Source organism: Pseudomonas sp. MD330_10 (assembly GCF_042610415.1).
GTDB classification, from domain to species: Bacteria; Pseudomonadota; Gammaproteobacteria; order Pseudomonadales; family Pseudomonadaceae; genus Aquipseudomonas; species Aquipseudomonas rhodesiae.
Map to the genome: position 1 here is coordinate 190,554 of NZ_JBHGZU010000003.1, position 23,981 is coordinate 214,534.

A 23,981-nucleotide genomic window follows, 5' to 3' on the forward strand; every position below is an offset into this window, starting at 1 on the left:
TCAAACGTCATAATCCCGCGTTTTCCTACGTGGTAGTCTCACACGTCTACCAATAGGCATTGATCGTATGTCGTCAATGGCCCCAACCAGGAAAGATCATGCCAAAAAAGTCCCACTCAGCCTTGCGCGTTAATTTTCGTGAATTGTTGGCAACGCCTGCGTGCGTTGAAACCGCTTCCGTGTTTGATCCGATGTCGGCAAGGATTGCCGCCGACCTGGGTTTCGAGGTCGGTATCCTGGGCGGCTCCGTGGCCTCGTTGCAGGTTCTGGCGGCCCCCGATTTTGCGTTGATCACGCTGAGTGAGTTCGTTGAGCAAGCCACCCGCATCGGTCGTGTCGCGCAGTTGCCCTTTATTGCCGATGCCGATCACGGTTACGGCAATGCGCTGAATGTGATGCGCACCGTTGAAGAACTGGAACGTGCCGGCGTCGCCGCGCTGACCATCGAAGACACGCTGCTGCCGGCGCAATTCGGGCGCAAGTCCACGGATTTGATTTCCATAGACGAAGGTATCGGTAAAGTTCGCGCGGCGCTGGAAGCGCGGGTTGACCCAGAGCTGTCGATCATTGCCCGCACCAACGCCGGCGTATTACCGACCGAAGCGGTGATCGAACGCACCCTGGCCTATCAGAAAGCCGGTGCCGATGGCATCTGCATGGTGGGCGTCAGCGACTTCGAGCACTTGGAGAAAATTGCGGAAAACCTCACGGTGCCGTTGATGCTGGTGACCTACGGCAATCCCAAACTCAACGACGCGCAACGCCTGGCCAGTCTGGGTGTGCGGGTCATCGTGGCCGGCCATGGCGCGTACTTCGCGGCGATCAAGGCGACCTACGACAGCCTGCGCGCCCAACGCCAGCTGACCCACAGCACTTCGAACCTCAGTGCCACCGAGTTGACCCACACCTATACGTTGCCCGAGAGCTACGTAGCCTGGGCCAAAGAATTCATGGACGTAAAAGAGTAACTACCCGGTGGATCGAGGGGGCTGCCCCCCTCCTCCCACGCGGGTCTGTCCCTCGGTCAGCCAACCCAGCCCACCGCAGTTTTCGGAATTACTTCCGATTCATCCAGCTTCGACGCAAACATACTCACCGCCTTCACGGCATCGCTGGTGCTGGTGCGTATCTGCAGAATCACCGAACCCGCCTGATCCGCCAGGTTGACGCCACGCTGCGCGCCCTCCTGGGTGGCATTCATGCTGCTCACCGCGTCGCGGGTTTCCGACAGGATCATGCCGATCATCTCGGCGATTTCCGCCGTGGAACGGCTGGTGCGACCGGCCAACTGGCGAACCTCATCGGCCACCACCGCAAAGCCGCGACCCTGGTCACCGGCGCGCGCCGCTTCGATGGCCGCGTTGAGGGCCAATAGGTTGGTCTGGTCGGCAATGCCGCGGATGGTATTGACGATGGCGGTGATCTGCTCCGAACGATCACCCAACTGCCCCACCAATCGCGCGGAGGCGCCGATGTTTTCGGCAATCCGGCGCATTTCCGTGGCGGTGTCGTGGATAACCTGAGTGCCGTGTTCGGCAAACCGCTCGGTTTCCGACGAGATATGGTAGGCACGCGAGGCGCCGCGCGAGTCTTCCTCGAATTTTTCCACGCGTTCGGTGATATCGCTGGCGAACTTGACGATTTTCAGCAGCGTGCCGTCGATGTCATAGACCGGGTTATAACTGGCTTCCAGCCACACTGGGCGGCCATGTTTGCCGATGCGTTTGAATTGCCCAGTGAAAAATTCACCGTTGTTCAAGCGACGCCAGAAGTCGGCGTATTCGCCACTGTTGACCAGGCTCGGTTCGCAGAACATGCGATGATGCTTGCCCTTGAGCTCGGCAAGGGAGTAGCCCATGACATTGAGGAAATTGGGATTGGCATCGAGTACGTGGCCGCTCAAATCAAACTCGATCACCGCCATGGCCCGGTCCAGCGCCGCGAGTTTGCTGCGGGTTGCGGCCTCCTGCTCGACCTTGCTGGTAACGTCCAAGGCGTACTTGACGACTTTCAGCACTTGGCCACGTTCATCCAACACCGGGTTGTAGCTGGCCTCCAACCAGACGGTTTTGCCGTTGGAACCCACCCGTTTGAAGGTGCCCGAGACGAATTTGCCGGCGCGCAGATCCGCCCAGAATTCACTGTAGGCCGGGCTGCTGGTGAGTGCAGGCAAACAAAAGTCGCGATGGGATTTGTTGGCCAGTTGATCGGCGCTATAACCCATGGTTTTCATAAAGTTATCGTTGGCCCGCAGCACCTTGCCGTTCAGGTCGAATTCGACCACCGCCATTGAGCGTTCCAACGCGGCGTTCAGCCCTTTGTATTCGGTGACTTCGGCCTTCCTGGCCGCCAGTTCTGTTTTTAATGCGTTATTGAACATGACGAACCCTCTGCCGTACGGAGAACCTGCTTCTAAAGTAGCTATCGGCTCCAGTTTTAGCGACTTTACGCGGCTTTAATTTTTATTTTCTGGCGTCAAAAAAGCGTATTGCCATAGCCCTCGGTTTGCCCTGGCCAATGATTTCGAGGACCATGGCGCCTTTGTGTTTTTGCCCACCAGAGGTGCCCATGGCCAACCACGATCTGTCCTACACTCCGGACCCGGATGCCGAGTCCATTTCTTCCGACGTTGTCGGCTTCAACGGCATCCTGGTGTCGACCCAGATCCCGACCCGCGCCGACGGCAGCCTGGAACTGGGGGATATCACCCTGCAAAGCGAATGCACGCTGCAAGCGCTGAAAGTCGCCCTGGAAAAAGCCGGCAGTTCCATGGATCGGGTGATGCACCTGACCATTTATCTGACGGATATGGCCGATCGCGCGGCCTTCAACGAGGTCTACAAACGCTTTTTCGCCAAGCCCTGGCCCGTGCGCGCGGCGGTTGGCGTGGCGGCACTGGCGGTTGAAGGCATGCGCGTGGAAGTCACCGCGATGGCGGCCAAGGCCTGAAGTGATGCCGGTCAGGCATTTCACGGCTACAATGCGCGCCTCAACCGTGACAAGCCTGACTAAAAAAACTATGTCCTTGCCCAAGCATCACCTGGAATTGCTCAGCCCTGCCCGCGATGTAGCCATCGCCCGCGAGGCCATCCTGCACGGCGCCGACGCCATCTATATCGGCGGCCCCAGCTTCGGCGCGCGCCACAACGCGTGTAACGAAGTGAGCGATATCGCTCAACTGGTCGAGTTCGCCCGCCGTTACCACGCCCGGGTGTTCACCACCATCAATACCATCCTGCATGACAACGAGCTGGAGCCGGCGCGCAAGCTGATCCATCAGCTCTACGACGCCGGTGTCGACGCGCTGATCGTGCAGGACCTGGGGGTGATGGAGCTGGATATCCCGCCCATCGAGCTGCATGCCAGTACCCAGACCGATATCCGCACCCTGGCCCGCGCCAAGTTTCTCGATCAGGCCGGGTTCTCCCAACTGGTATTGGCCCGTGAGCTGAACCTGCAGGAAATCCGCACCATCGCCGACGAGACCGATGCCGCCATCGAGTTCTTCATTCATGGCGCACTGTGCGTGGCGTTTTCCGGGCAGTGCAATATCTCCCACGCGCAGAACGGCCGCAGCGCCAACCGCGGCGATTGCTCCCAAGCGTGCCGCCTGCCGTACACCTTGAAGGACGATCAGGGGCGCGTCGTGGCCTTTGAAAAACACCTGCTGTCGATGAAAGACAACAACCAGAGCGCCAACCTGCGTGCGCTGGTAGAGGCCGGTGTGCGTTCGTTCAAGATCGAAGGCCGTTACAAGGACATGGGCTATGTGAAGAACATCACCGCCTATTACCGCCAGCGCCTGGACGACATTCTCGAAGATCGTCCGGACCTGGCCCGTGCTTCCAGCGGTCGCACCGCGCATTTCTTCCTGCCCGACCCGGAAAAAACCTTCCACCGCGGCAGCACCGACTACTTTGTCAGCGAGCGCAAGATCGACATCGGCGCTTTCGACACGCCGACCTTCACCGGCCTGCCGGTGGGTGTGGTGGAAAAAACCGGCAAGCGCGACCTGCAGGTAGTCACCCATGAGCCGCTGTCCAATGGCGATGGCCTGAACGTGCTGGTCAAGCGTGAAGTGGTGGGGTTCCGCGCCAACATCGCCGAGCCCAAGGGCGAGTTCGAGGAAGACGGCCAGAAGCGCTACCGCTATCGCGTTGAGCCGAATGAAATGCCCGCCGGCCTGCACCAACTGCGCCCCAACCATCCGCTGAACCGCAACCTCGACCACAACTGGCAGCAGGCGCTGCTCAAGACCTCGGCCGAGCGCCGTATCGGCCTTGCGTGGGTCGCGCGTTTGCGTGAAGAGCAGTTGCACGTCACCGCTACCAGCGAGGAAGGCATCAGCGCCAGCGTCACCCTGCCCGGCCCGTTCGGCGTGGCCAACAAACCGGAACAGGCGCTGGATACCTTGCGCGACTTGCTCGGCCAACTGGGCACCACCGAATACCACGCCACTGCCATCGAGCTGGATGCGCCGCAGGCGTTCTTCATCCCCAACTCGCAGCTCAAGGCACTGCGCCGCGAAGTCATCGAAGCGCTGACCGCCGCCCGGGTCGCGGCGCACCCCCGTGGTGGGCGCAAGGCCGAAACCACACCGCCGCCGGTCTATCCGGAAGCGCACCTGTCGTTCCTGGCCAACGTCTACAACCAGAAAGCCCGCGACTTCTACCACCGCCACGGGGTGAAGTTAATCGACGCGGCCTTCGAAGCCCATGAAGAAACCGGCGAAGTGCCAGTGATGATCACCAAGCACTGCCTGCGCTTCTCGTTCAACCTGTGCCCTAAACAGGCCAAGGGCGTCACGGGCGTGAAGACCAAGGTGGCGCCGATGCAACTGATCCACGGCGACGAAGTGCTGACCCTGAAATTCGACTGCAAGCCGTGTGAAATGCATGTGGTGGGCAAGATCAAGGGCCACATTCTGGGCTTGCCGCAACCCGGCAGCGTGGTCGAACACTTCAACCCGGACAAACTTATCTATCAGGGCACGCACTGACGCTGTTGCACTTCGTCAACGGCTAACACTGTTTTGTGGTGAGCGGGCTTGCCCCGCGCCGGGCTGCACAAGCAGCCCTGGAACCGGCTGTCCCCATTCGCTCTGACACTGCGCCGCAGTTTGATCGCGGGCCGCCTCGCGGCCCAGTGCGGCGCAACCCCGCTCATACAGGCACCGCCTTGGGCTATCGCCAATCGATCTAACCCCCTGTCATTTTTCACAGGTGCCTTCGCCGCTTCGTTGCGTTAGCGTCGGTGCTGTGGCTGGAGGGTTGCCCATGACGCGCTCACTTATCAAAGAAGTCAGCGATGCCAATTTCGATAGGCAGGTGTTGCAGGCCCTAGGCCCAGTGTTGGTGTATTACTGGAACAATAGCTGCGGCCATCTGCCCTACCTCGAACAAATGGCTGAGGATTACCTGGGCCGCTTGACCATTGTGACGCTGAATGTCGACGACCATTGCGTCACACCGGCCCGGTACGGGGTGCACGAGGTGCCCACGCTGATGCTGTTCAAAGACCACAGGAGGCATTTATGAGTCAGATCAAAGCCATCACTGACGCTTCGTTCGAGGACGACGTCATCCACAGCACCAAACCTGTACTGGTCGACTTCTGGGCCGAATGGTGCGGCCCGTGCAAAATGCTTGCGGTGTCTATCGAACAGATCGCCGAGGAATACGCAGATCGGTTGCAGGTTGCCACACTCAATGTCGACGAGAATCCAGCCACGCCGCAAACATATGGCATACGTAGCATTCCTACGCTGATGCTGTTCAGTGGCGGTCATGTAGAAGGGACGCAAATCGGCGCTATCACGAAGTCGCGACTGATCAGCTTTCTGGACGGCAAGCTCTGATTGCTCAGGCCCGCAACCCTTTCGCCGCCTCCAACAATCCCTGAAACCGCCGATAACGCTCATCCAGCACCGCCCGCTGCGTCGCATCCGGCAAGTAGCGCGCCTTGATCGGCATACCTGCTGCCAGCAAGTCTGCGCCCTCGCCCACCGCCATGAACCCGAGTTTCGCCGCGCCGATGCAGGCGCTCAGTTCACTGCCGTGCAACGTGTAGATCTCCCGTTGCAGGATATTGGCCAGCAACTGCGCCCAATATGCGCTGCGCGCGCCGCCGCCTACCAAAGCGCAGGCGCCGACCTGTGCGCCCGCCGATTGCACCGCGTGCAGCGCATCCAGCAGGCCGAAGCCGACGCCCTCCATCACCGCATAGCCGAGCATCGCCGGTGTGCAGTCATGCCCCAGCCCCATAAAGCCGCCGCGCAACAAGGGGTCGTTGTGCGGCGTGCGTTCGCCGGCCAGGTACGGCAGGAACAACGGCGTGTGCAGCGGCACGGCCTGTTCGATCGGTAATTGCGCCTGGACCTGCGCTAGCAAGGTTTGCTCATCCGCCATCCCGGTCAACCGCGTGACCCAGCGCAAGCAACTGGCACCGGCGAGCATGGCGCCCATGGTGTACCAGCGATCCGGTAGCGCATGGCAGAAGCTATGTACCGCGCTGGCCGGGTTGCCGGCGGCGTGGTCGGTGATCGCCACAATCGCCGCGCTGGTGCCCAAGGTGATGAAACCGTCCCCGGCATGGACCGCACCGATGCCCACCGCCGCCACCGGGTTATCGCCGCCACCGCCGGCGATCACTACCTCGGGCGAAAGCCCCAGCTGCGTCGCGGTCAACCGCGCGCTTGGCGCGCCGCCTTCAACCAGTCGAGGCATCTGCCACGGCGCCAGGCCGGTGGCGCGCAGCATCGGCGTGAACCACTCGCGTCGGGCCACATCCAGCCACAGCGTACCGGCGGCGTCGGACATCTCGCTGATGCGCTCGCCAGTCAGACACAACCGCAGGTAATCCTTGGGCGACAACACGCAGTCGATGGCCTTGAACACCTCTGGTTCATGCTCCTGCAGCCACAGCAACTTCGGCGCGGTAAGCCCGGCCATCGGCAGGCTGCCGGTGACATCGGCGAAATCCGCGCCCAGGCGTTCTGCCTCGGCCACGGCGCGGGAGTCATCCCACAGGATGGCCGGATACAGCACCCGGTCGTCCGCACCCAACAGCACCGCGCCGTGCATCTGCCCGGACAGGCCGATACAGGCCACATCGGCATACGCCGGATGGCTGCGCAGCTGGCCAAGTGCCTGCACACAGGCTTGCCACCAATCCTGCGGCGCCTGCTCTGACCAGCCGCTGTGGCGTCTTGAAACGCTCAGGCGCACGCCGGCATGGGCCAGGACGTTGCCGTCGAGGTCCATCAGGATGGCTTTGAGTTCAGAGGTGCCGAGATCGATGCCCAAGGAAACCGGACTGTTCATACGTATGTGATTCCAATCAGTGGCAGCCACAGGAATTGCGTATTCGCAGGGTTGGTGCCAGGCGCACACACTGGGTGGGCGCAGCGGGCGACGCCATGCGTTGCAGCAGTAGATTGACCGCCTGGGCACCCAACGCCTGCACAGGCTGGGCGATCAGGGTCAAGCGCGGCACGAAAAAGTCTGCCCAATCAAAATCATCAAACCCCACCAACGCCATCTGCGCCGGGACCTCCAGGTGCGCATCACGCAGAGCGTGCATCGCGCCCAGGGTCATCAAGTTATTACCGGCCATAATCGCCGTCGGTGGCGACTCCAGGCCCAACAGTTGCACCGTGGCCTGACGAGCCGGCTCGGTGCTGGAACCGCCGTTTACCAACAGCTGCGGATCAACTGCCAACCCCGCCGCCTGCAACGCCGCCGTGTAGCCGGCCACCCGCTCATCCGTGGTACTGAACCCCGCACGCCCGGCGATAAAGCCGATACGGCTATGTCCGTGGCTTATCAGGTGTTCGATCAAGGTTTGCGTGGACCGCGCGTTTTCCACCCCGATCTGATCAAATTGCGCGCTCATCATCCGATCCACCAGCACCGCCGGAATCTGGTTGGCACGCAGGTAATCCAGGGCCAGGGACTCATTCGACGGGGCCAGCACAATACCGTCGACACGCCGATGATGCAGCGCCGTCACTACCCGCAACTCTTGCTGCGGGTCATCGTGGGTGTCGACAAACAGCATCATATAGCCGTGCTTGGCGCACTCGGTTTCAATCGCGTGCACGGTCTCGCTGAAGTAGTGATTGGACAGCGCCGAAATCGCCACGCCAATGGTGCTGGTGCTGGAACGGGCCAGCGAGCGCGCCAGGGTGTTGGGGATATAACCCAGATCCTGGATCGCACGCTGCACCGCCAGCACCGTCGCCGCGCTGACTTTACGGGTGCCGTTCACCACATGGGACACGGTTGAAGTCGACACCCCGGCGCGGCTTGCCACATCGTCCATGGTGACCATGGCGCGGTTCCTCAGACGGACTCAGTGTTTGCTCGACCAGCCGCTGTAGCTGCCGACATTGTCGCGGGTGATCAGTTTCGGCGTGAGCAACGTCACCGCGTCGGCCGGGGCTTTGTCGTTGAGAATGTCATTGCCTACGTCCACGGCGGTCTGGGCCATGGCCCACGGGTCCTGGCTGGCGGAGGCCTGGATCTGCGTATCGCTCTTCAGTGCATTTTCGATGTCCGGCGCGCCATCCACCGAGGTGATGATGATGCCGCTGCGCTTGAGCTGCTTGGCTGCCAGGTCGCTACCGATGGCTTGGGGATCGTTGATCGCGAACAGGCCGTCGATTTTCGGGAAACGGGTGAGATAGCCCTGCATCACGTTCAGGCCGCCTTCGCGCGAACCTTTTCCGTCCTGATCGTCGGACAGCACCTTGATGTCCGGCGCGCCGGCCAATGCAGCTTTGCAGCCCTTGACGCGGTCGGTCACGGCGGTGACCTGCGGGCCGTTCTGGATAATCACATTGCCTTTGCCCGAGAGCTTGTCCACCAGGTACTGGCAGGCCAGCTTACCGGCTTCGACGTTATCGGTCTGTACGGTGGCGTTCACGCCCTTGGCGTCCACATCCACGGCGACTACGACGATGCCGGCGTCGCGGGCTTTCTTGATCGCCGAGGCCATGGCCGAGGGGTCGACGGCGTTGAGCAGTATCAAGTCGACCTTGGACGAGATGAAGTTGTCGATCTGGGAAAACTGTTTGCTCAGGTCATAGTCGGCGGACACCGAGGTCACCTTGACGTCGGGGTTCAACGCCTTGGCGCGCGCCGTGGCACCGTCGGCCAGGGTCACGAAATACGGGTTTCCCAGCGAGCCCATGCTGATGCCCAGCGCTTTGAGTTCACGGGCCTGTACTGCCTGGGACATCAGGGCAGCCAGAGCGATGACGGGAACGATACGTTTAAAGTTCATGCGCTTCTCTCTTGTGATTGTTGTAGGAGATAAATCAGGTGCGCGCGCCGGACTGGCGATAACGGTCCAGTGCCACCGCGCCAATGATCACGATGCCTTTGATGATGTATTGCCAGATATCCGACACCCCCAGCAGCACCAGGCCATTGGTGAGCACGGCAATGATCAGCGCGCCGATCAGCGTGCCACCGATGGTGCCGACGCCGCCGGTAAAGCTGGTGCCGCCGAGGATCACCGCGGCAATCGCATCCAGCTCGTAGGATTGCCCCAGTTGCAGGCCGTTGGCGGCAAACAGGCGTGAAGCGCTCATCACCGCGCCGAGCCCGGCCAACGCCCCGGACATGGCATAGACGAACAGCAACACCTTCCACACCTTGATCCCCGACAGCCGCGCCGCTTCCGGGTTGCCGCCCACCGAATAGATCTGCACCCCCATCACCGTGCGCCGCAGGATAAACCACGACAGCGCCACCACTGCCACGGCAATCACCACCAGCCATGGCACGCCAAGGATCGAGTCGTTACCGATAAATGCAAACGGCAGATCCGGGTTGAACACCGTCTTGTCGTCGGCCAACAGCCGCGCCAGCCCACGCATGGCGGTGAGCGCGCCGAGGGTGACGATAAACGGCGGCAGGCGCATAAAGGCGATCAGCCCGCCGTTGACCAGCCCGAGTAACAGCCCGAAGCCGATGCCGGCGGCGATGCCGAACATACCGAACTGCGGCGACATCGACGCCTGCAACGCCACCACCGCCGACGCCGCCAGGATCGCGCCCACCGACAGGTCGATGCCGGCAGTGAGGATCACAAAGGTCATGCCCGCCGCCAACACCACGTTCACCGAGGCTTGCTGGGTGATGATCGACAGGTTCTGCAAGGTCAGGAAGTTTTCACTGGCCAGGGCAAAGCCCACCAGCAGCAACACCAGCACCGGCAACATGCCGACCGTGCGCATCAACTCGCGGGCGCGTTCGGCTTTGCCTATGGGTGTGAGGGTCATTGTGTTGTTTGAGTCAGCCATGGGCAGCCACCTGATCGCCACCGGTGGCGAGGTCGATAATACGTTCCTGGGAAATAGCGTGGCCGGAAGCCCCGCCGACTTCGGCCACCAATTGGCCTTCGCGCATGATCAGCACGCGGTCGCAGGTGCCGATGATTTCCGGTAGCTCGCTGGAAATCACCACAATGCCCACCCCGGCCAGCGCCAGCTGATTGATGATGCGGTAGATCTCGGATTTGGAGCCGATGTCCACGCCACGGGTGGGTTCGTCGAGGATCAGCACATGGGGCTTGACCTCCAGCAAGCGCGCCAGCAGCACTTTCTGCTGGTTGCCACCGGATAACGCGCCGACGTTGACCTTGCCCGACGCCACGCGGATCGACAGCGACTTGATCGCGTCATTCGAGCGTTGCGCAGCGTGCGCCCGGTCCAGCACGCCACCGGCGCGGGCATCCGGCACACAGGCGCAGACGTTGATGTTGTCGGCCACGCTCATGTCGAGGAACAGGCCCTGGGCCTTGCGGTCTTCGGTGAGGTACACCACGCCAGCACGAATCGCGTCTGCCGGGGTGCGTAGTTGGGTGACGGTCTTGCCCACCACTTCCAGGGTGCCGCTGGTGCGCGGGTCGGCGGCGAAGATCAGGCGCGCCAGCTCGGTGCGCCCTGCCCCCACCAGCCCGGCAATGCCCAGCACCTCACCGGCATGCAGGTCGAAACTGCACTGGCGCACGCGTTTGCCGTCGGCCATGTCGCGCACGCGCATCACCACGGCGCCGGGGTCGTACGCCGCGTGGTCCTTTTTATAGAACCCTGACAAGTCGCGGCCCACCATCATTTTCACCAGCACCTCGGCTGACAGCGCCTCGCGGGTCAGTTCGCCGATGTACTGACCGTCGCGCAGCACCGATACGCGGTCCGACAGCTCGTAGATCTCGGCCATGCGGTGGCTGATATAGATGATCGCCAGGCCTTGGCTGCGCAGCTGTTTGATCAGCGCGAACAGGCGATCCGTTTCGCGGGACGACAGCGGCGTGGTGGGCTCGTCCATCACCAGGATCTTGGCGTGGGCATGCAAAGCGCGGGCGATCTCCACCAGTTGGCGCTCGGCAATCGACAGGCTGCTGACCCGCGTGGCCGGGGTGAATTCGGCGCCCAGGCGTTGCAGCACTTCGACGCAGCCGTCCTGCATGCCGGCGCGGTCGATGGTCCAACCACGCCGTAGTTCGCGGCCCAGGTAAATGTTCTCGGCCACGCTCAGGTTCGGGCACAGGCTCAGTTCCTGGTAGATCACGGCGATGCCGAGGGCTTTGGCGGTGGCGGGATTGAATGTGGCGATGGGCTCGCCGCCGATGCGGATTTCACCGCCGGGATCGGCCTGATAAGCGCCGGAAAGGATTTTCATCAAAGTGGATTTGCCGGCGCCGTTCTCCCCCATCAAGGCGTGGATTTCGCCGGGGTAAACCTTCAGGCCGACATTTTTGAGCACGCGCAAACCGTTGAAGGTTTTGCTGATGCCCTGCATCTCCAGCAAGGGTTCAAGGCTCATGTCTGAGCTCCTGGTTTTATTATTTTTGTCGTTCGGCCCCCTTTGGATCAGAGCCGATTGGCACCGACTCTAATCAGATACATTTACTTACGCAAGCGCTTGCGTGCGCCATTTGTCGCTAGAAGAAACGTTTCATCAAGCTTATTTGTCGCAACTTCAGCGATTACGCGATTTAGGCAGCATGCGTATCAGCGTGTTGTCGCGCACCCAGTAGTGATGGAACAGCCCGGCGGCCGCATGCAGGCCGATCAGCCAATAACCGGCATTGCCCAGCCACTCATGCCAGTGCTTGAACACCTTGGCTTGGTCCGGGTCCATCGCCACCAGAGCGGGCAACGACCACTCGAAGTACGGCAGGGTTTTGCCCCCGGCGCTAAGCATCAGCCAGGCCAGCAGCGGCGTCACGATCATCAAGCCATACAGGGCCAGGTGCATCAGGTGCGCCAACGCCGTTTGCCAGACGGGAGGCCGCGGCACGATGGCCGGACGAGGAGCCAGACGCCCGAGCAAGCGCACCCACACCAACAGGAAAATACCCATCCCCAGCAGCCCATGAGTGCCCGCCATGAAGCTCCTCGCCACACTGCCGCGAGGCAGCAGGCCTTTGATTTCGATGCAGGCATAGACACCGACAAACAACGCCAGCATCAGCCAGTGCAGGGTCATCGATAACCGGGCGTAGCGCTGCGTTACCCAATATTGGTTCATGGAAAAGTCGCCTTTGAGGAAGTGATGGCCGAGGCCGGCCTGGAAAGTCCGCGCCACCCTGCCCTGGCAGTCTTAAGCCAGTCTGAAGACCGAACGACGATGTTTACGCCCACCTTCAGACTTCGTTAAGAAAGGCTACTGATACTCCTCCCAACTTGACGTGGGAGGCGAACCGCCAAATGCCCGATTTCGACTGGAACATCCCGTTGCCCATGCTGTTCGGCCACGCCGACAGCGCCCCGCTGCACCTGAGCCGCGCCCTGCCCGACGACCCTCGGCGCCCGGCCTTCGAAGCGTTCATCCAGCAGCGCTTTCGCCTGGCCCATGGCGCGGACATCCGCCACTTCATGCCGCAATTGTTTGGCGTCAGCCAGGCCGACGGTGAGCTATGCGCCGTCGCCGGGGTACGCCTGGCCCGCAGCGAAGCGCTGTTTTTGGAGCACTACCTGGATCATCCGATCGAGGCCTTGGTCTGCGCCGCCGCCGGCCAGCCAGTGGAGCGGCGCGCCATCGCCGAGGTCGGCAACCTGGCCGCCAGTGATAACGGCAGTGCACGCCTGAGCATCATCGCCATCACTTGGTTATTGGCCATGGGGGGGCTGGAGTGGGTGGCCTTTACCGGCAATGCGGGGCTGGTCAACAGCTTCCATCGCCTTGGGCTCAAGCCCGTGACCCTGTGTGCCGCCGACCCGCAACGCTTGGGCGATGAGCGCCATAACTGGGGCCGTTATTACGAAAGCCAGCCGTGGGTGCATGTGGGCAATATCCGCGCCGGCTTCACGCATTTACGCAACATGGGCCTGTTTTCGCGCTTGGGCCTGCCTACCACCCTTGAGGACACTTGCCATGTCGCCTGAAACCCTGCGATTCCACGCCGTTCTGCGTGGCCATGCCGAACGTAACGACGGTGCCATCGCTCTGTGGGGCGACTCACTGAAAATGGACTACGCCACATTGTTCGCCGAGGTGGCCTATCGGCGCGAACGTCTGCGCGATGAGGGCGTACAGGTGGTGGCGCTGGCCTTGGACAATGGCGTCGATGCCATGCTCTGGGACCTGGCGGTGCTGTTCGAGGGCCTGACCTGCCTGACGTTGCCACCGTTTTTCAGCGCGGCTCAACGTGCCCACTGCCTGGAGCAAAGCCACGCCGAGCGGGTCATCGCCGAACCCTATCTGAGCCAGGAGCTGGAGGGCCTGGGCTACCACAAGGTCGGCGATTTCTGGTGCCGGCACTTCGACGGGCGACCCTCAATGCCCCTGGGCACCGCCAAAGTCACCTTCACCTCCGGCACCACCGGCGCGCCCAAAGGTGTATGCCTGAGTGGCGAGAGCCTGCTGCGGGTAGCCCGCGAGCTGTACCAGGCCAGTCACGTCAATGAACCGCGCCATCACCTGGCGCTGCTGCCCCTGGCGATTCTGCTGGAGAACCTGGGCTGCTACGCCGCGTTGTATGCCGGCGCCACCTTGAGTGTGCCGGGCCAAAAAAGCCTGGGTATCCAGGGCGCCAGCGCGGTGGATGCGGCGCAATTGCTCGGTTGCCTGGCCGCGCGCCAACCCCACAGCCTGATCCTGGTGCCACAACTGCTGCTGATGCTGGTCATCGCCGCCGAGCAAAAGGCTTTCAGCCCCCGGGGCTTGCGGTTTGCCGCCGTGGGCGGTGCCCGTGTGTCCAAGGCCTTGTTGCAGCGCGCCCAGCAGTTGGGCATGCCGGTTTTCGAAGGCTACGGGCTGTCGGAGTGCGCCTCGGTGGTCAGCCTCAACGTGCCGCAGGCGCAGCGCCCGGGCAGCGTCGGAAGACCCCTGCCCCATGTGGATATCCGCCTGGCCGAGGATGGTGAAGTGCTGATCAAAGGCTCGACCCTGCTCGGTTACCTCGGCCAGGCCGAAGAGCCCGACACCTGGTGGCCCAGTGGTGATCTGGGGGCCTTCGACGAAGACGGTTTTCTGTACCTCAAGGGCCGCAAGAAACACCAGTTCGTCACCAGTTACGGGCGCAACGTCAACCCGGATTGGGTCGAGGCCGAACTGACTCAGGGCGGCGACATTGCCCAGGCATTCGTCTACGGCGAAGCCCTGCCCCACAACCACGCCCTGCTCTGGCCCCATCGCGCCGACTGCAGCGACGCCCAACTGGCCGCCGCCGTGGCCGAGGCCAATGCCGGCCTGCCGGACTATGCCCAGGTCCACCAGTGGACGCGCCTGGACGCCCCCTTCACCGCCGCCAACGGCCTGCTCACCGCCAATGGCCGGCCTCGGCGCGACGCCATCGTCGCCCGTTACCACGCCCACTTTACTCAACCTTTGAATGAGGACACGCCATCGTGAATTTCTTCGACACCCTGCAAGACGCCACCCAGCAAGAACGCCAGGCATTGTTCAGCCTGCCGATCATCCGCGATGCCCTGGAAGGCAAGGTCAGCCTCGACAGCTACCGCGCCTTTCTGGCCCAGGCCTATTACCACGTCCGCCACACAGTGCCGTTGATGATGGCCTGCGGCGCACGCTTGCCGTCACGCCTGGAATGGCTGCGCAAGGCGGTGTGCGAGTACATCGAAGACGAATACGGCCATGAACATTGGGTACTGGATGATATCGAGGCCTGCGGCGGTGATAGGCTAGCCGTGCGCGACGGACGCCCTGGCTTGCCCATTGAGCTGATGGTCAGCTACCTCTACGACCTGATCGCCCGCGATAACCCGGTCGGCCTGTTCGGCATGGTCAACGTACTGGAAGGCACCAGTATCGCCCTGGCCACCCACGCCGCCGGCAGCATCCGCGAGCGCCTGCAACTGCCGGCCGAGGCGTTCAGCTATCTGAACTCCCACGGGGCGTTGGATATCGGCCATATGCAGACCTATCGCGGCCTGATGAACCGTCTCGACGACCCGGAGGATCAAGCCGCGGTGATCCGTGCGTCCAAGGTGGTCTACGCGCTCTATACCGATATGTTCCGAAACCTGCCACGCCTCGGGGAGACCACCCATGCGCCTGTCTGAGGCCCGCGTGGTGCTGACCGGCGCCAGCGGCGGCATCGGCCTGGCGATAGCGGCCATGCTGTGCGCCAGTGGCGCGCAGGTACTGGCGGTGGCGCGCCACCGTGCGCCGCTGGATGTGCTGCTTGCGCAATACCCGCAGCAGTTGTGCTGGGTCAGCGCCGACCTGACATTCCTGGCCGACCGGCGCAAGGTACTGGCGGCGGCCGAAGCCATCGGCGGTATCAACCTGCTGATCAATACCGCCGGGATCAACCACTTCGCCATGCTTGAGCAACTGGACGACGCCGACATCAACCAGATGCTCGCGTTGAATATCGGCGCGCCGATCTGTCTGACTCGGCTGCTGTTGCCGATGCTCAAGCAAGCGGCGGGCGCCAGGGTGGTCAATGTCGGTTCCACCTATGGCTCCATCGGCTACCCCGGTTATGCCACCTACTGCGCGACCAAGTTTGCCTTGCGCGGGTTTTCCGAAGCCCTGCGCCGCGAACTGGCCGACACCCACGTCGGCGTGCTGTACGTAGCGCCGCGCGCCACCCGCACGGCCATGAACAGCGCGGCGGCCGAAGCGCTGAACGAGGCGCTCAAGTCCAACGTCGACGACCCGCACACCGTGGCGTCGGCGGTGATCAAGGCGATTGTGGACGACCGTCGCGACCTGTACCTGGGCTGGCCGGAGCGTTTCTTCGTGCGCCTCAACAGCCTGCTGCCGAAGCTGGTCGACCGTGGCCTGCGTAAACAACTGCCCCTGGTGCGCCGCTTGAGCGATAACCCTGTTAACAAGGACTAACCCCATGAGAACACTGATTGCCGCCCTTGTGCTCAGTGCCCTGAGCCCCCTCACCTGGGCGTTGGACGCCGCCGACCAGCAACGGCTGACCACGATCCAACAACGCTGGGCCGAGATCCAATACGGCCTGCCTGAGGCACAACGCCCCCAGGCCTTCGAGCAACTGGCCGGCCAGGCGAATGCCTTCACCCAGGCCCGTCCGCAGGCCGCCGAAGCCTGGATCTGGTCGGGTATCGTCACCAGCAGTTGGGCCGGTGCCCAGGGCGGACTCGGGGCGTTGAGCAAGGCCAGGACCGCCAAGGCCGACCTGGAACGCGCGCTCGGCCTCGACCCCACCGCCCTGCAAGGCTCGGCCTATACCAGCCTGGCGGCGCTGTACGATCGCGTTCCGGGCTGGCCGATTGGTTTCGGTGACGCCGACAAGGCCGAGCAGTTGCTTAAACAGGCCTTGCAAGTCAACCCGACAGGCATTGATAGTCTGTACTTCTGGGGCGATCACCTGTACCGGCAAAAACGTTATGAGCAAGCCCGCGATGCCCTGCAAAAGGCCCTGCTGGCGGCTCCCCGCCCAGGTCGGGAACGCGCCGACGCCGGGCGGCGCAAAGAGATCGAGAGCCTGTTGGCCGAGATCACCAAGCAACTCAACTGACAGGAGCGCGCGTGCGGCTATTACTAATTGAGGATGACGAAGCCCTGGGCGAAGGGATTCACCAGGCCCTGGCGCGCGAGGGTTACACCGTCGACTGGTTGAAGGACGGCAGCAGCGCCCTGCATGCCCTGCTCAGCGAAACCTTCGACGTGGTGGTGCTCGACCTCGGCCTGCCGCGCATGGGCGGGTTGGAGGTGCTGCGCCGCCTGCGCGACAGCGGTGCCACCGTACCGGTGCTGATTCTGACCGCACGGGATGCCACCGAAGACCGCATCGCCGGGCTCGACGCCGGTGCCGACGATTACCTGATCAAGCCCTTCGACCTGGCCGAACTCAAGGCCCGCTTGCGCGCCCTGCTGCGGCGCAGCGCCGGCCGGGCGCGGGTGCTGATCGAACATGCGGGCATTTGCCTGGACCCCAGCACCCAGCAAGTCAGTTATCACCATCAACCGGTGTCGCTGACCCCCAAGGAATACCAACTGCTGCATGAACTGCTTTCGCCCCCGGGGCGGGTCATGACCCGCGATCAGTTGATCCAGTTGCTGTATGGCTGGAACGAAGAAGCCGAAAGCAACACCCTGGAGGTGCATATCCACCACTTGCGCAAAAAGTTCTCCAGCGAATTGATCCGCACTGTGCGAGGCGTGGGTTATCTGGTGGAGGATCGCGTGTGACCTCGATTCGCCGCCGCACCCTGACCTTGATTATCGGCCTGCTGCTCGGCGGTTTTTTGCTGATCAGCGCATTGAACCTGCATGACAGCAACCACGAAATTGCCGAAGTCTACGATGCGCAACTGGCGCAAAACGCCCGGTTGCTGCAAGGCCTGATGAGCCTGCCGCTGGCGAACGAGCAACAAGCCGACCTGTACCGCGCCTTCAACAAGGCGCTGGCCGAGGCCAACCCCAAAGTCGATGGGCATCCATACGAAAGCAAGGTGGCTTTCCAGGTCTGGAGCCCCCAGGGCGAACGCCTGGTGTTCACCTCCAGCGCTCCCACGTTCGCCACTCCGCCCGAACAGCCAGGCTACAGCAATGTGGACGACCTCAATGGCCGGCAATGGCGCGGTTTTTTGCTCAAGGACAAGAACAGCGGCCTGCGCATCTGGGTCGGCGAACGCGACGATGTGCGCGCCGACCTGGTCGGTCGTATCGTGCGCCACACCTTGTGGCCGAACGTGCTGGGCAGCCTGATCTTGGCGATGATGGTCTGGCTGGCCATCGGTTGGGGGCTCAAGCCCCTGGCTGATATGGCCGCAACGTTACGCGCCCGGCACTCCGGCTCCCTGGAGCCGATGCAACTGACGCCCTTGCCCACCGAACTGGAACCCATGCAGGCCGCCCTGAACCGTATGCTCGCGCAGCTACAGGACCTGCTAGGTCGCGAGCGACGCTTTATCGCCGATGCGGCCCACGAAATGCGTACCCCGCTGGCGGTGCTGCGGGTGCATGCGCAAAACCTGCTGGAGGCCGGCACCGAGGCTGAACGCCGCGAATCCCTGGCCTTCCTGATCACTGGCGTGGACCGTACCAGCCGCCTGGTCAACCAGTTGCTGACCATGGCGCGCCTGGAGCCGAGCGCGGGGCAACCGCCCTTACAGTCCCTGGACCTTACCGCCGCCGTGCGCGACAGCCTGATCCAACTCACGCCCTGGCTGTTGAGCAAGGGCCTGGAGCTGGTGTTCGACGCGGACGACGCGCCTTGCACCGTGACCACCGACGGCGCCGCCATCGCGATCGCCCTGACCAACCTGGTGACCAACGCGGCGAATTTCTCTCCGGAACAGGGTGTAATTACCGTCGGGTTGCACAAAACCGACACGGCGTTCGAGCTGACGGTGGACGATCAGGGCCCCGGGATCGACGAACAGGACCGCGAGCGCTTGTTCGAGCGTTTCTACAGCCGTGGCAATGCCCACGGTGCAGGCCTGGGCTTGACCATTGTCCACACCATCGCCCAGCGCCTGGGCGGTCAGATCCGTCTGCACAACCGTGCCGGCGGCGGGCTGCGGGCCACGTTGCACATCCCCCTTTGACCCGCTTCAACCGATCAGCAGGCCCAACCATGTCGCGGCGGTCAGCAATGCTTGACCGCCAATCACATAGCCGGCAAAGCGGCGGCCGTCGCTGACCCAGGCCACCAGACACTTGCTCAGGGAATTGCAACTGACCGCCAGCAACACCGGAATCGGCGCCGCCTGCACGGCCAATTGGCCGCTGGCGGTCAGGGCGGCAATCGAGGCGGTGGACGCGTGCGCGTCAGCGAAGCCGCTGAGGGTGGCGGTGACCATCACGCCCCATTCGCCGAAGTAATACAGCATCGCCGATGAGACAAACGTTATACCGGTCATCATCAGCACCATGATCAACGCCAGTTTGAGATCGAATGCACCGCCCACTTTGATCGCCTCGCTGGCGGCCGACGTGGGGGTGCGCAGCATCAGGCAAATGCCGTAAGCCGCGATGGCGACAAAACCGGCCAGCAACGGCCAGGCCATTTGCGCCAGCAACGCCGGCTCTACCGTGCCCAGAATCAAGGCCACCTGCGCCACCGTAGCCAGGTTGGAGAAAACCGCCGCGGCCGCCAGCGTGCGCAACTGCTGCGGTTCCTTGGCGGCGATATGGCCCATGGCGGCGATGGTCACGGTGCTGGAGGCGAACCCGGACGCAATGGCACCGACCGCGTAGCCATAACGCGGGCCCAACGCCCGCACCACCACATGCCCCAGGGCGCCGACCGCCATCAGCAGTACGGTCAAGGTGCAGATGGTGCGCGGGTTGATCGCTGCATAAGGGCCGATAAAGCGGTCCGGCGCCAACGGTAATACCACCAGCGCGACCACCAGCAGCAACAGGCCGTCGCGCATTTCGGCGTCGCTCAGTTGGCTGCGGGCGAACTCGTGCAGTTTCTGCCGATAGACCAGCAAGCCGGCCATCACCACCCCAATCGCCGTGGCCAACTCGGGCGCCGCGCCGCACAGGGCGCCCAGTACCAGCACGGTGAACAACGCCACTTCGCTGGTGATGCCCGGGTCTTTGGCCTGGCTTTTCCAGTACGCGGTACTGACCAGCAGCGCCAGGCACAGCGCGATCAGGCCCAACAACAAGGCGCCGCCGACCTGCTGGGTCACATAACCGAGCAATGCGGTGATCGAATAGGTGCGCAACCCGGCAAAATCGCGATGCTCGCCTTCGCCCTTGTGGCGTTCGCGCTCAAGCCCCACCAGCATGCCGATACCCAGCGCCGCAGCGGCGCCGGCCAGGCCCAAGGTCTGGCTCATAACAGCACCCCTGGCGTGATGGACATAAACAACCTCTCGGCTTCAATGGACGCCCGGACCGGCATCGCTCTTTGCAGTCTGTGCCAGGATGCCGCACGCCGCGTTGATTATCATCAACGATCCCTACTATGACCGCACGTCGCTCGCCCCGCCCGGCGTGGCGGCGACTTGATGCAGATCAAACGCCGCCCAACGGTCAGGACCATGATCGACCCTAGATGCCACTGGTAATCCAAGGGAGATCGCTCATGTCTGCTCAAGCCCGTTTCTTGCTGCTGGTTTCACCGTTGATGGAACACAGCCCCGCTTTCGAGCGCGCCGCCGCGTTGGCCAAGGCCGAAGGCGCCGCCTTGCATATTCTGGCGTTCGACTACCTGGAAGGTCTGGCCACCGCTGGATTGGTCAACGAACAGGCCCTGGAGCAGATGCGTCTGGGCTATGTGGAGCGCCATCACCAATGGCTTGAAGACCAGGCGCGGCCGTTGCGCAAACTGGGGCTGACGGTGACTACCGAGGTGGCCTGGGTCGATGATCCGCTCAAGGAGCTGTTGATTCGCCTCAAGGAAGAACCCATGGCGCTGGTGATCAAGGCATTGGCCCATGAGTCGCGACTCTCGCGCTTGATGTTCACGCCGATGGATGTGCACCTGCTGCGCGAATGCCCCGTACCGCTGCACTTTGTGCACGGCGTGCATCACGCTCTGCCACGCAGGATCGTGGCGGCGGTCGATCCATTCCATCGCGACGGCCGCTACCAGGGCCTCAACGACCGCATCCTGCATGAAGCGAGCAAATTGGCGACGGCCTGCGAGGCCGATGTACAGATGGTTTACGCCCATGACTTGTCCGACCTGGCCGCCCAGGAGTATGAGTTCGGCAGTGGCGCGGCGTTCTTCTCGTCGCAGGCGGCCAAGCAGCTGTTCGCCGCCCAGGGCGAAGCCTTCAACGACCTGGCGGCGCGTAACGGCATCCCGCCGGAACAACGCCACATGATTCTGGGCAACCCGGCGAAGGTGTTGTCCAGCTTCGCCGACGCCTACAACATCGACGTGATCGTCATGGGCCGGGTCGGTCATCACGGCCTGTCGCGGCTGCTGGGCAGTACCACTGAAACGCTGCTGTACCGCATGCCCTGCAGTGTGTGGGTGGTGTCACCCGAGATGCTGGAATAACCCGGCCATTTCACCCCATGGAGGTTCCGTCATGTCCAATACTGAAGCACTCAACCGGCAAGCCGCGCCTGTTTATGCGGCGGTGCCCCACGAACACTGGATCGAACGGCTCGACGATGGCCGCCATGTCCTGGTGCGCCCATTGACCGCCGAAGACCGCGAGCGCGAATACAACTTCATCAAGGGCTTGTCCCGCGAGTCCAGGCATCAGCGTTTTCTGGGCGAGGTGTGCGAGCCGGGCAAGACATTGCTCGATCAATTGATGGACGTCGATAACCAGGAACGCCTGGCGTATATCGCCTTGGTACACGATAACGGCCAACTGGTGGAAATCGGCGTGGCGCGCTACGCCGCCGCCAAGGACCAGGCGTGCGAATGCGCGGTGGTGGTGGCCGATGCCTGGCAGCACCTGGGCCTGGCGCGCTTGCTGATGCAGCACTTGATGGCTGCGGCGAAAAAAAATGGCTACACGCGCATGTATACGGTGGACGCGGCCACCAATGCACATATGCGTCAATTGACCCATGATCTAGGTTTCGAGAGTGTCACTGATCCGGATGACGGCACTCAGGTGATCAGCAGCGTGCAGCTTTAAACCCATCCACATGGCCGTCATGGGGCGTTTGCTGCGTTGCAGGTCGAGCAAGCGCGGCCACTGCGCTTTAGCGTAGGCAAACGCCCACTGTTTTATTTGCAGGTCTATGGCAATAGGCTGCTATTGTCCTAAGACCTCATCTCCTCCTCATCGCCTGTGCGCGATTTTCTGTGAGCATGCTCTGCGACACGGTCATGAACGGTGTCGGGCCTGAACGTCATGGAACCGCCCTTGCGATGGATAAAAAAACCACCCACAGCCCGCCCGACCTGCAGTCACGCGCGGCCAAGATCGACGAATTCAAACGCCAGAAAAGCCTGATCAAGACCGGCGCGCTGCAAGACGCCATTTTCAATAGCGCGCACTTCTCCAGCATCGCCACTGACGAAAAGGGTGTGATCCAGATCTTCAACGTCGGCGCCGAACGCATGCTGGGCTACGCCGCCGCCGATGTGGTCAACCGCGTCACTCCCGCCGATATTTCCGATCCCGCCGAACTGATCACCCGCGCCGCCGCCCTCAGCCTGGAACTCGACACGCCGATCACGCCGGGTTTCGAAGCCTTGGTGTTTAAAGCCTCGCGCGGCATTGAGGATATTTACGAGCTGACCTATATCCGCCAGGACGGTAGCCGCTTGTCTGCGATGGTCTCGGTAACCGCACTGCGCAACCGCAGCGACACGCTCATCGGCTACCTGCTTATCGGCACCGACAACACTGCGCGCAAGCAGGTTGAGGCCGAACGCAAAGACTTCGAACGCGCCCTGGCAGACAAAAACCTGGAGCTGGAGCACGCCAGCCACATGAAATCCGAGTTCCTGGCGACCATGTCCCACGAACTGCGCACCCCATTAAACGCGGTGATCGGCTTTTCCGAGGCGCTCAAGGATGGGCTGGTCGGCGAAATGAGCGACACCCAGCGCGAATACATCGGCGACATTTTCACCAGCGGCCAGCACCTGTTGTCGCTGATCAACGACATCCTCGACCTGTCCAAGGTCGAAGCCGGGATGATGGACCTGGAGCTGGAGCCCGTGGCGCTGGCCGATGTATTGGCCAATAGCTTGTTGATCGTGCGCGAAAAGGCCGCGTTGCAACGCATCCAGCTCAAGCTCGATAGCCCGGTGGACCTCGGCACACTGGTGCTGGATCTGCGCAAGACCAAACAGATCGTCTACAACCTGCTGGCCAACGCGGTGAAGTTCAGCGAGCACGGCAGTTGCGTGACCCTGGCGGTTCGTGAAGCCCCTCGCGAACAGGTCGGTCTGATTCCCGGCGACTGGCCCAGCCACGCTGATACCTTGCAGACCGGCGCGCACCGCACCTTCCTGGAGCTGAGCGTCAGCGACACCGGTATCGGCATCGCGGAAGAGGACATGGGCAAATTGTTCAAGGCCTTCAGCCAGATCGACAGTAGCCTGGCGCGCAAATTCGAAGGCACCGGGCTGGGCCTGGCCATGGTCAAGCAACTGACTGAGCTGCATGGCGGCAGTGTCGCGGTGGCCAGTCGCGAAGGTTTGGGTACGCGCTTCGTGGTGTGGTTGCCGCTGCATCGGACGACGGAGGCACCATGGCCCATATCCTGATCATCGAAGACAACGAAGCCAATATGCGCCTGGCCCGTTTGCTGTTGGTCAGTGCCGGCCACAGCGTGGTATGGGCCGCCGACGCCGAGTCCGGCCTGACCCTGGCCCGCGCGCAACAGCCGGCGCTGATCCTGATGGACATTCAGTTACCGGGCATGGACGGCCTGGCCGCCACCCGCGTGCTCAAGCAGGACGCCCTGACCGCGCATATCCCGGTCATCGCGCTCACCGCCATGGCCATGAAGGAAGACCGCGAAAAAACCCGCCTGGCCGGGTGCGACGCCTATGTGATCAAGCCTCTGCGCTATAAGGCGCTGTACCAGGTCATTGAAACGCTGCTCCACCCGCCCCCCACACCACTCGTATGAGTCCTC

At 62.5% G+C, this 23,981-nt stretch carries 24 protein-coding genes; 16 read left to right on the forward strand and 8 right to left on the reverse strand.

What is annotated here, in order from left to right; translation table 11 throughout:
- Window positions 1–98 precede the first annotated feature (98 nt).
- The gene (locus tag ACFZPT_RS06245) at window positions 99–968 is read left to right on the forward strand and encodes an oxaloacetate decarboxylase (protein ID WP_034097854.1); all 870 of its coding nucleotides are present in this window, start codon (window positions 99–101) and stop codon (window positions 966–968) included.
- A 56-nt stretch (window positions 969–1,024) separates the two neighbouring features.
- On the opposite strand, the gene ACFZPT_RS06250 is transcribed toward ACFZPT_RS06245, so the two are convergent.
- On the reverse strand, window positions 1,025–2,380 hold the full coding sequence (locus ACFZPT_RS06250) for a PAS domain-containing methyl-accepting chemotaxis protein (protein ID WP_034097852.1): 1,356 nt from the start codon (window positions 2,378–2,380) through the stop codon (window positions 1,025–1,027).
- Window positions 2,381–2,568: 188 nt separating this feature from the next.
- Here ACFZPT_RS06250 and ACFZPT_RS06255 point away from each other — a divergent pair, with 188 nt between their 5' ends.
- The 4 genes from ACFZPT_RS06255 (at window position 2,569) to trxA (ending at window position 5,857) form a co-directional block, all read left to right on the forward strand.
- The gene (locus ACFZPT_RS06255; RefSeq protein WP_034097850.1) at window positions 2,569–2,949 is read left to right on the forward strand and encodes a RidA family protein; all 381 of its coding nucleotides are present in this window, start codon (window positions 2,569–2,571) and stop codon (window positions 2,947–2,949) included.
- A gap of 70 nt (window positions 2,950–3,019) precedes the next feature.
- Window positions 3,020–4,999, forward strand: a complete 1,980-nt coding sequence (locus ACFZPT_RS06260) for a U32 family peptidase (RefSeq protein ID WP_034097848.1) — start codon at window positions 3,020–3,022, stop codon at window positions 4,997–4,999.
- 277 nt (window positions 5,000–5,276) lie between these two features.
- A complete protein-coding gene (locus ACFZPT_RS06265) occupies window positions 5,277–5,537 on the forward strand; it encodes a co-chaperone YbbN (protein ID WP_047882203.1) in 261 nt (86 codons plus the stop codon).
- Window positions 5,534–5,857: a thioredoxin gene (gene trxA, locus ACFZPT_RS06270; RefSeq protein ID WP_034097846.1), complete on the forward strand. Its 324-nt coding sequence runs from the start codon at window positions 5,534–5,536 to the stop codon at window positions 5,855–5,857. Before ACFZPT_RS06265 ends, trxA begins: the two co-directional genes overlap by 4 nt.
- Before the next feature lie 4 nt (window positions 5,858–5,861).
- On the opposite strand, the gene xylB is transcribed toward trxA, so the two are convergent.
- From xylB to ACFZPT_RS06300, 6 genes are all read right to left on the reverse strand, one after another.
- Complete coding sequence (xylB, locus tag ACFZPT_RS06275; RefSeq protein WP_034113701.1) at window positions 5,862–7,322, reverse strand: xylulokinase; 1,461 nt, start codon at window positions 7,320–7,322, stop codon at window positions 5,862–5,864.
- A gap of 16 nt (window positions 7,323–7,338) precedes the next feature.
- The gene (locus ACFZPT_RS06280) at window positions 7,339–8,346 is read right to left on the reverse strand and encodes a LacI family DNA-binding transcriptional regulator (protein WP_256593229.1); all 1,008 of its coding nucleotides are present in this window, start codon (window positions 8,344–8,346) and stop codon (window positions 7,339–7,341) included.
- A 6-nt stretch (window positions 8,347–8,352) separates the two neighbouring features.
- On the reverse strand, window positions 8,353–9,285 hold the full coding sequence (locus tag ACFZPT_RS06285; protein WP_034097840.1) for an ABC transporter substrate-binding protein: 933 nt from the start codon (window positions 9,283–9,285) through the stop codon (window positions 8,353–8,355).
- 34 nt (window positions 9,286–9,319) lie between these two features.
- Complete coding sequence (locus ACFZPT_RS06290; protein ID WP_094065826.1) at window positions 9,320–10,288, reverse strand: ribose ABC transporter permease; 969 nt, start codon at window positions 10,286–10,288, stop codon at window positions 9,320–9,322.
- 13 nt (window positions 10,289–10,301) lie between these two features.
- Entirely contained in the window at window positions 10,302–11,834 is a 1,533-nt protein-coding gene (locus tag ACFZPT_RS06295) for a sugar ABC transporter ATP-binding protein (protein ID WP_034113700.1), read from the reverse strand.
- Between the two features lie 156 nt (window positions 11,835–11,990).
- Complete coding sequence (locus ACFZPT_RS06300; RefSeq protein ID WP_034097835.1) at window positions 11,991–12,542, reverse strand: cytochrome b; 552 nt, start codon at window positions 12,540–12,542, stop codon at window positions 11,991–11,993.
- 179 nt (window positions 12,543–12,721) lie between these two features.
- Here ACFZPT_RS06300 and ACFZPT_RS06305 point away from each other — a divergent pair, with 179 nt between their 5' ends.
- From ACFZPT_RS06305 to ACFZPT_RS06335, 7 genes are read left to right on the forward strand one after another with little or no spacing between them, the layout of a single operon-like run.
- Window positions 12,722–13,399 carry a thermostable hemolysin gene (locus tag ACFZPT_RS06305; RefSeq protein WP_034113698.1) on the forward strand — a complete coding sequence of 226 codons (678 nt, stop codon included), beginning with the start codon at window positions 12,722–12,724 and terminating at the stop codon, window positions 13,397–13,399.
- Complete coding sequence (locus ACFZPT_RS06310) at window positions 13,389–14,867, forward strand: AMP-binding protein (protein ID WP_034113696.1); 1,479 nt, start codon at window positions 13,389–13,391, stop codon at window positions 14,865–14,867. Before ACFZPT_RS06305 ends, ACFZPT_RS06310 begins: the two co-directional genes overlap by 11 nt.
- Window positions 14,864–15,538 (forward strand): TenA family transcriptional regulator, encoded by a 675-nt coding sequence (locus ACFZPT_RS06315; RefSeq protein WP_034097831.1) that lies wholly within the window; start codon window positions 14,864–14,866, stop codon window positions 15,536–15,538. The genes ACFZPT_RS06310 and ACFZPT_RS06315 overlap by 4 nt, the downstream gene beginning before the upstream one ends.
- Window positions 15,525–16,325, forward strand: a complete 801-nt coding sequence (locus tag ACFZPT_RS06320) for an SDR family oxidoreductase (protein WP_034113694.1) — start codon at window positions 15,525–15,527, stop codon at window positions 16,323–16,325. Before ACFZPT_RS06315 ends, ACFZPT_RS06320 begins: the two co-directional genes overlap by 14 nt.
- A gap of 4 nt (window positions 16,326–16,329) precedes the next feature.
- Complete coding sequence (locus ACFZPT_RS06325) at window positions 16,330–16,974, forward strand: tetratricopeptide repeat protein (protein WP_034113692.1); 645 nt, start codon at window positions 16,330–16,332, stop codon at window positions 16,972–16,974.
- 11 nt (window positions 16,975–16,985) lie between these two features.
- The gene (locus ACFZPT_RS06330; RefSeq protein ID WP_034097826.1) at window positions 16,986–17,648 is read left to right on the forward strand and encodes a response regulator; all 663 of its coding nucleotides are present in this window, start codon (window positions 16,986–16,988) and stop codon (window positions 17,646–17,648) included.
- On the forward strand, window positions 17,645–19,009 hold the full coding sequence (locus ACFZPT_RS06335; RefSeq protein WP_034113690.1) for an ATP-binding protein: 1,365 nt from the start codon (window positions 17,645–17,647) through the stop codon (window positions 19,007–19,009). The genes ACFZPT_RS06330 and ACFZPT_RS06335 overlap by 4 nt, the downstream gene beginning before the upstream one ends.
- 6 nt (window positions 19,010–19,015) lie before the next feature.
- Here ACFZPT_RS06335 and ACFZPT_RS06340 read toward each other — a convergent pair whose 3' ends face one another.
- A complete protein-coding gene (locus ACFZPT_RS06340) occupies window positions 19,016–20,254 on the reverse strand; it encodes an MgtC/SapB family protein (protein ID WP_034097823.1) in 1,239 nt (412 codons plus the stop codon).
- Between the two features lie 248 nt (window positions 20,255–20,502).
- On the opposite strand from ACFZPT_RS06340, the gene ACFZPT_RS06345 reads away from it, so the two are divergent.
- The 4 genes from ACFZPT_RS06345 to ACFZPT_RS06360 all read left to right on the forward strand — a co-directional run bounded on the left by ACFZPT_RS06345 (window position 20,503) and on the right by ACFZPT_RS06360 (window position 23,975).
- On the forward strand, window positions 20,503–21,426 hold the full coding sequence (locus tag ACFZPT_RS06345; protein ID WP_034113688.1) for a universal stress protein: 924 nt from the start codon (window positions 20,503–20,505) through the stop codon (window positions 21,424–21,426).
- A gap of 31 nt (window positions 21,427–21,457) precedes the next feature.
- On the forward strand, window positions 21,458–22,021 hold the full coding sequence (locus tag ACFZPT_RS06350) for a GNAT family N-acetyltransferase (RefSeq protein WP_034113686.1): 564 nt from the start codon (window positions 21,458–21,460) through the stop codon (window positions 22,019–22,021).
- Window positions 22,022–22,257: 236 nt separating this feature from the next.
- Window positions 22,258–23,607 (forward strand): HAMP domain-containing sensor histidine kinase, encoded by a 1,350-nt coding sequence (locus ACFZPT_RS06355; protein ID WP_034097819.1) that lies wholly within the window; start codon window positions 22,258–22,260, stop codon window positions 23,605–23,607.
- On the forward strand, window positions 23,592–23,975 hold the full coding sequence (locus ACFZPT_RS06360) for a response regulator (RefSeq protein ID WP_034113684.1): 384 nt from the start codon (window positions 23,592–23,594) through the stop codon (window positions 23,973–23,975). Before ACFZPT_RS06355 ends, ACFZPT_RS06360 begins: the two co-directional genes overlap by 16 nt.
- The last annotated feature ends 6 nt before the right edge of the window (window positions 23,976–23,981 follow it).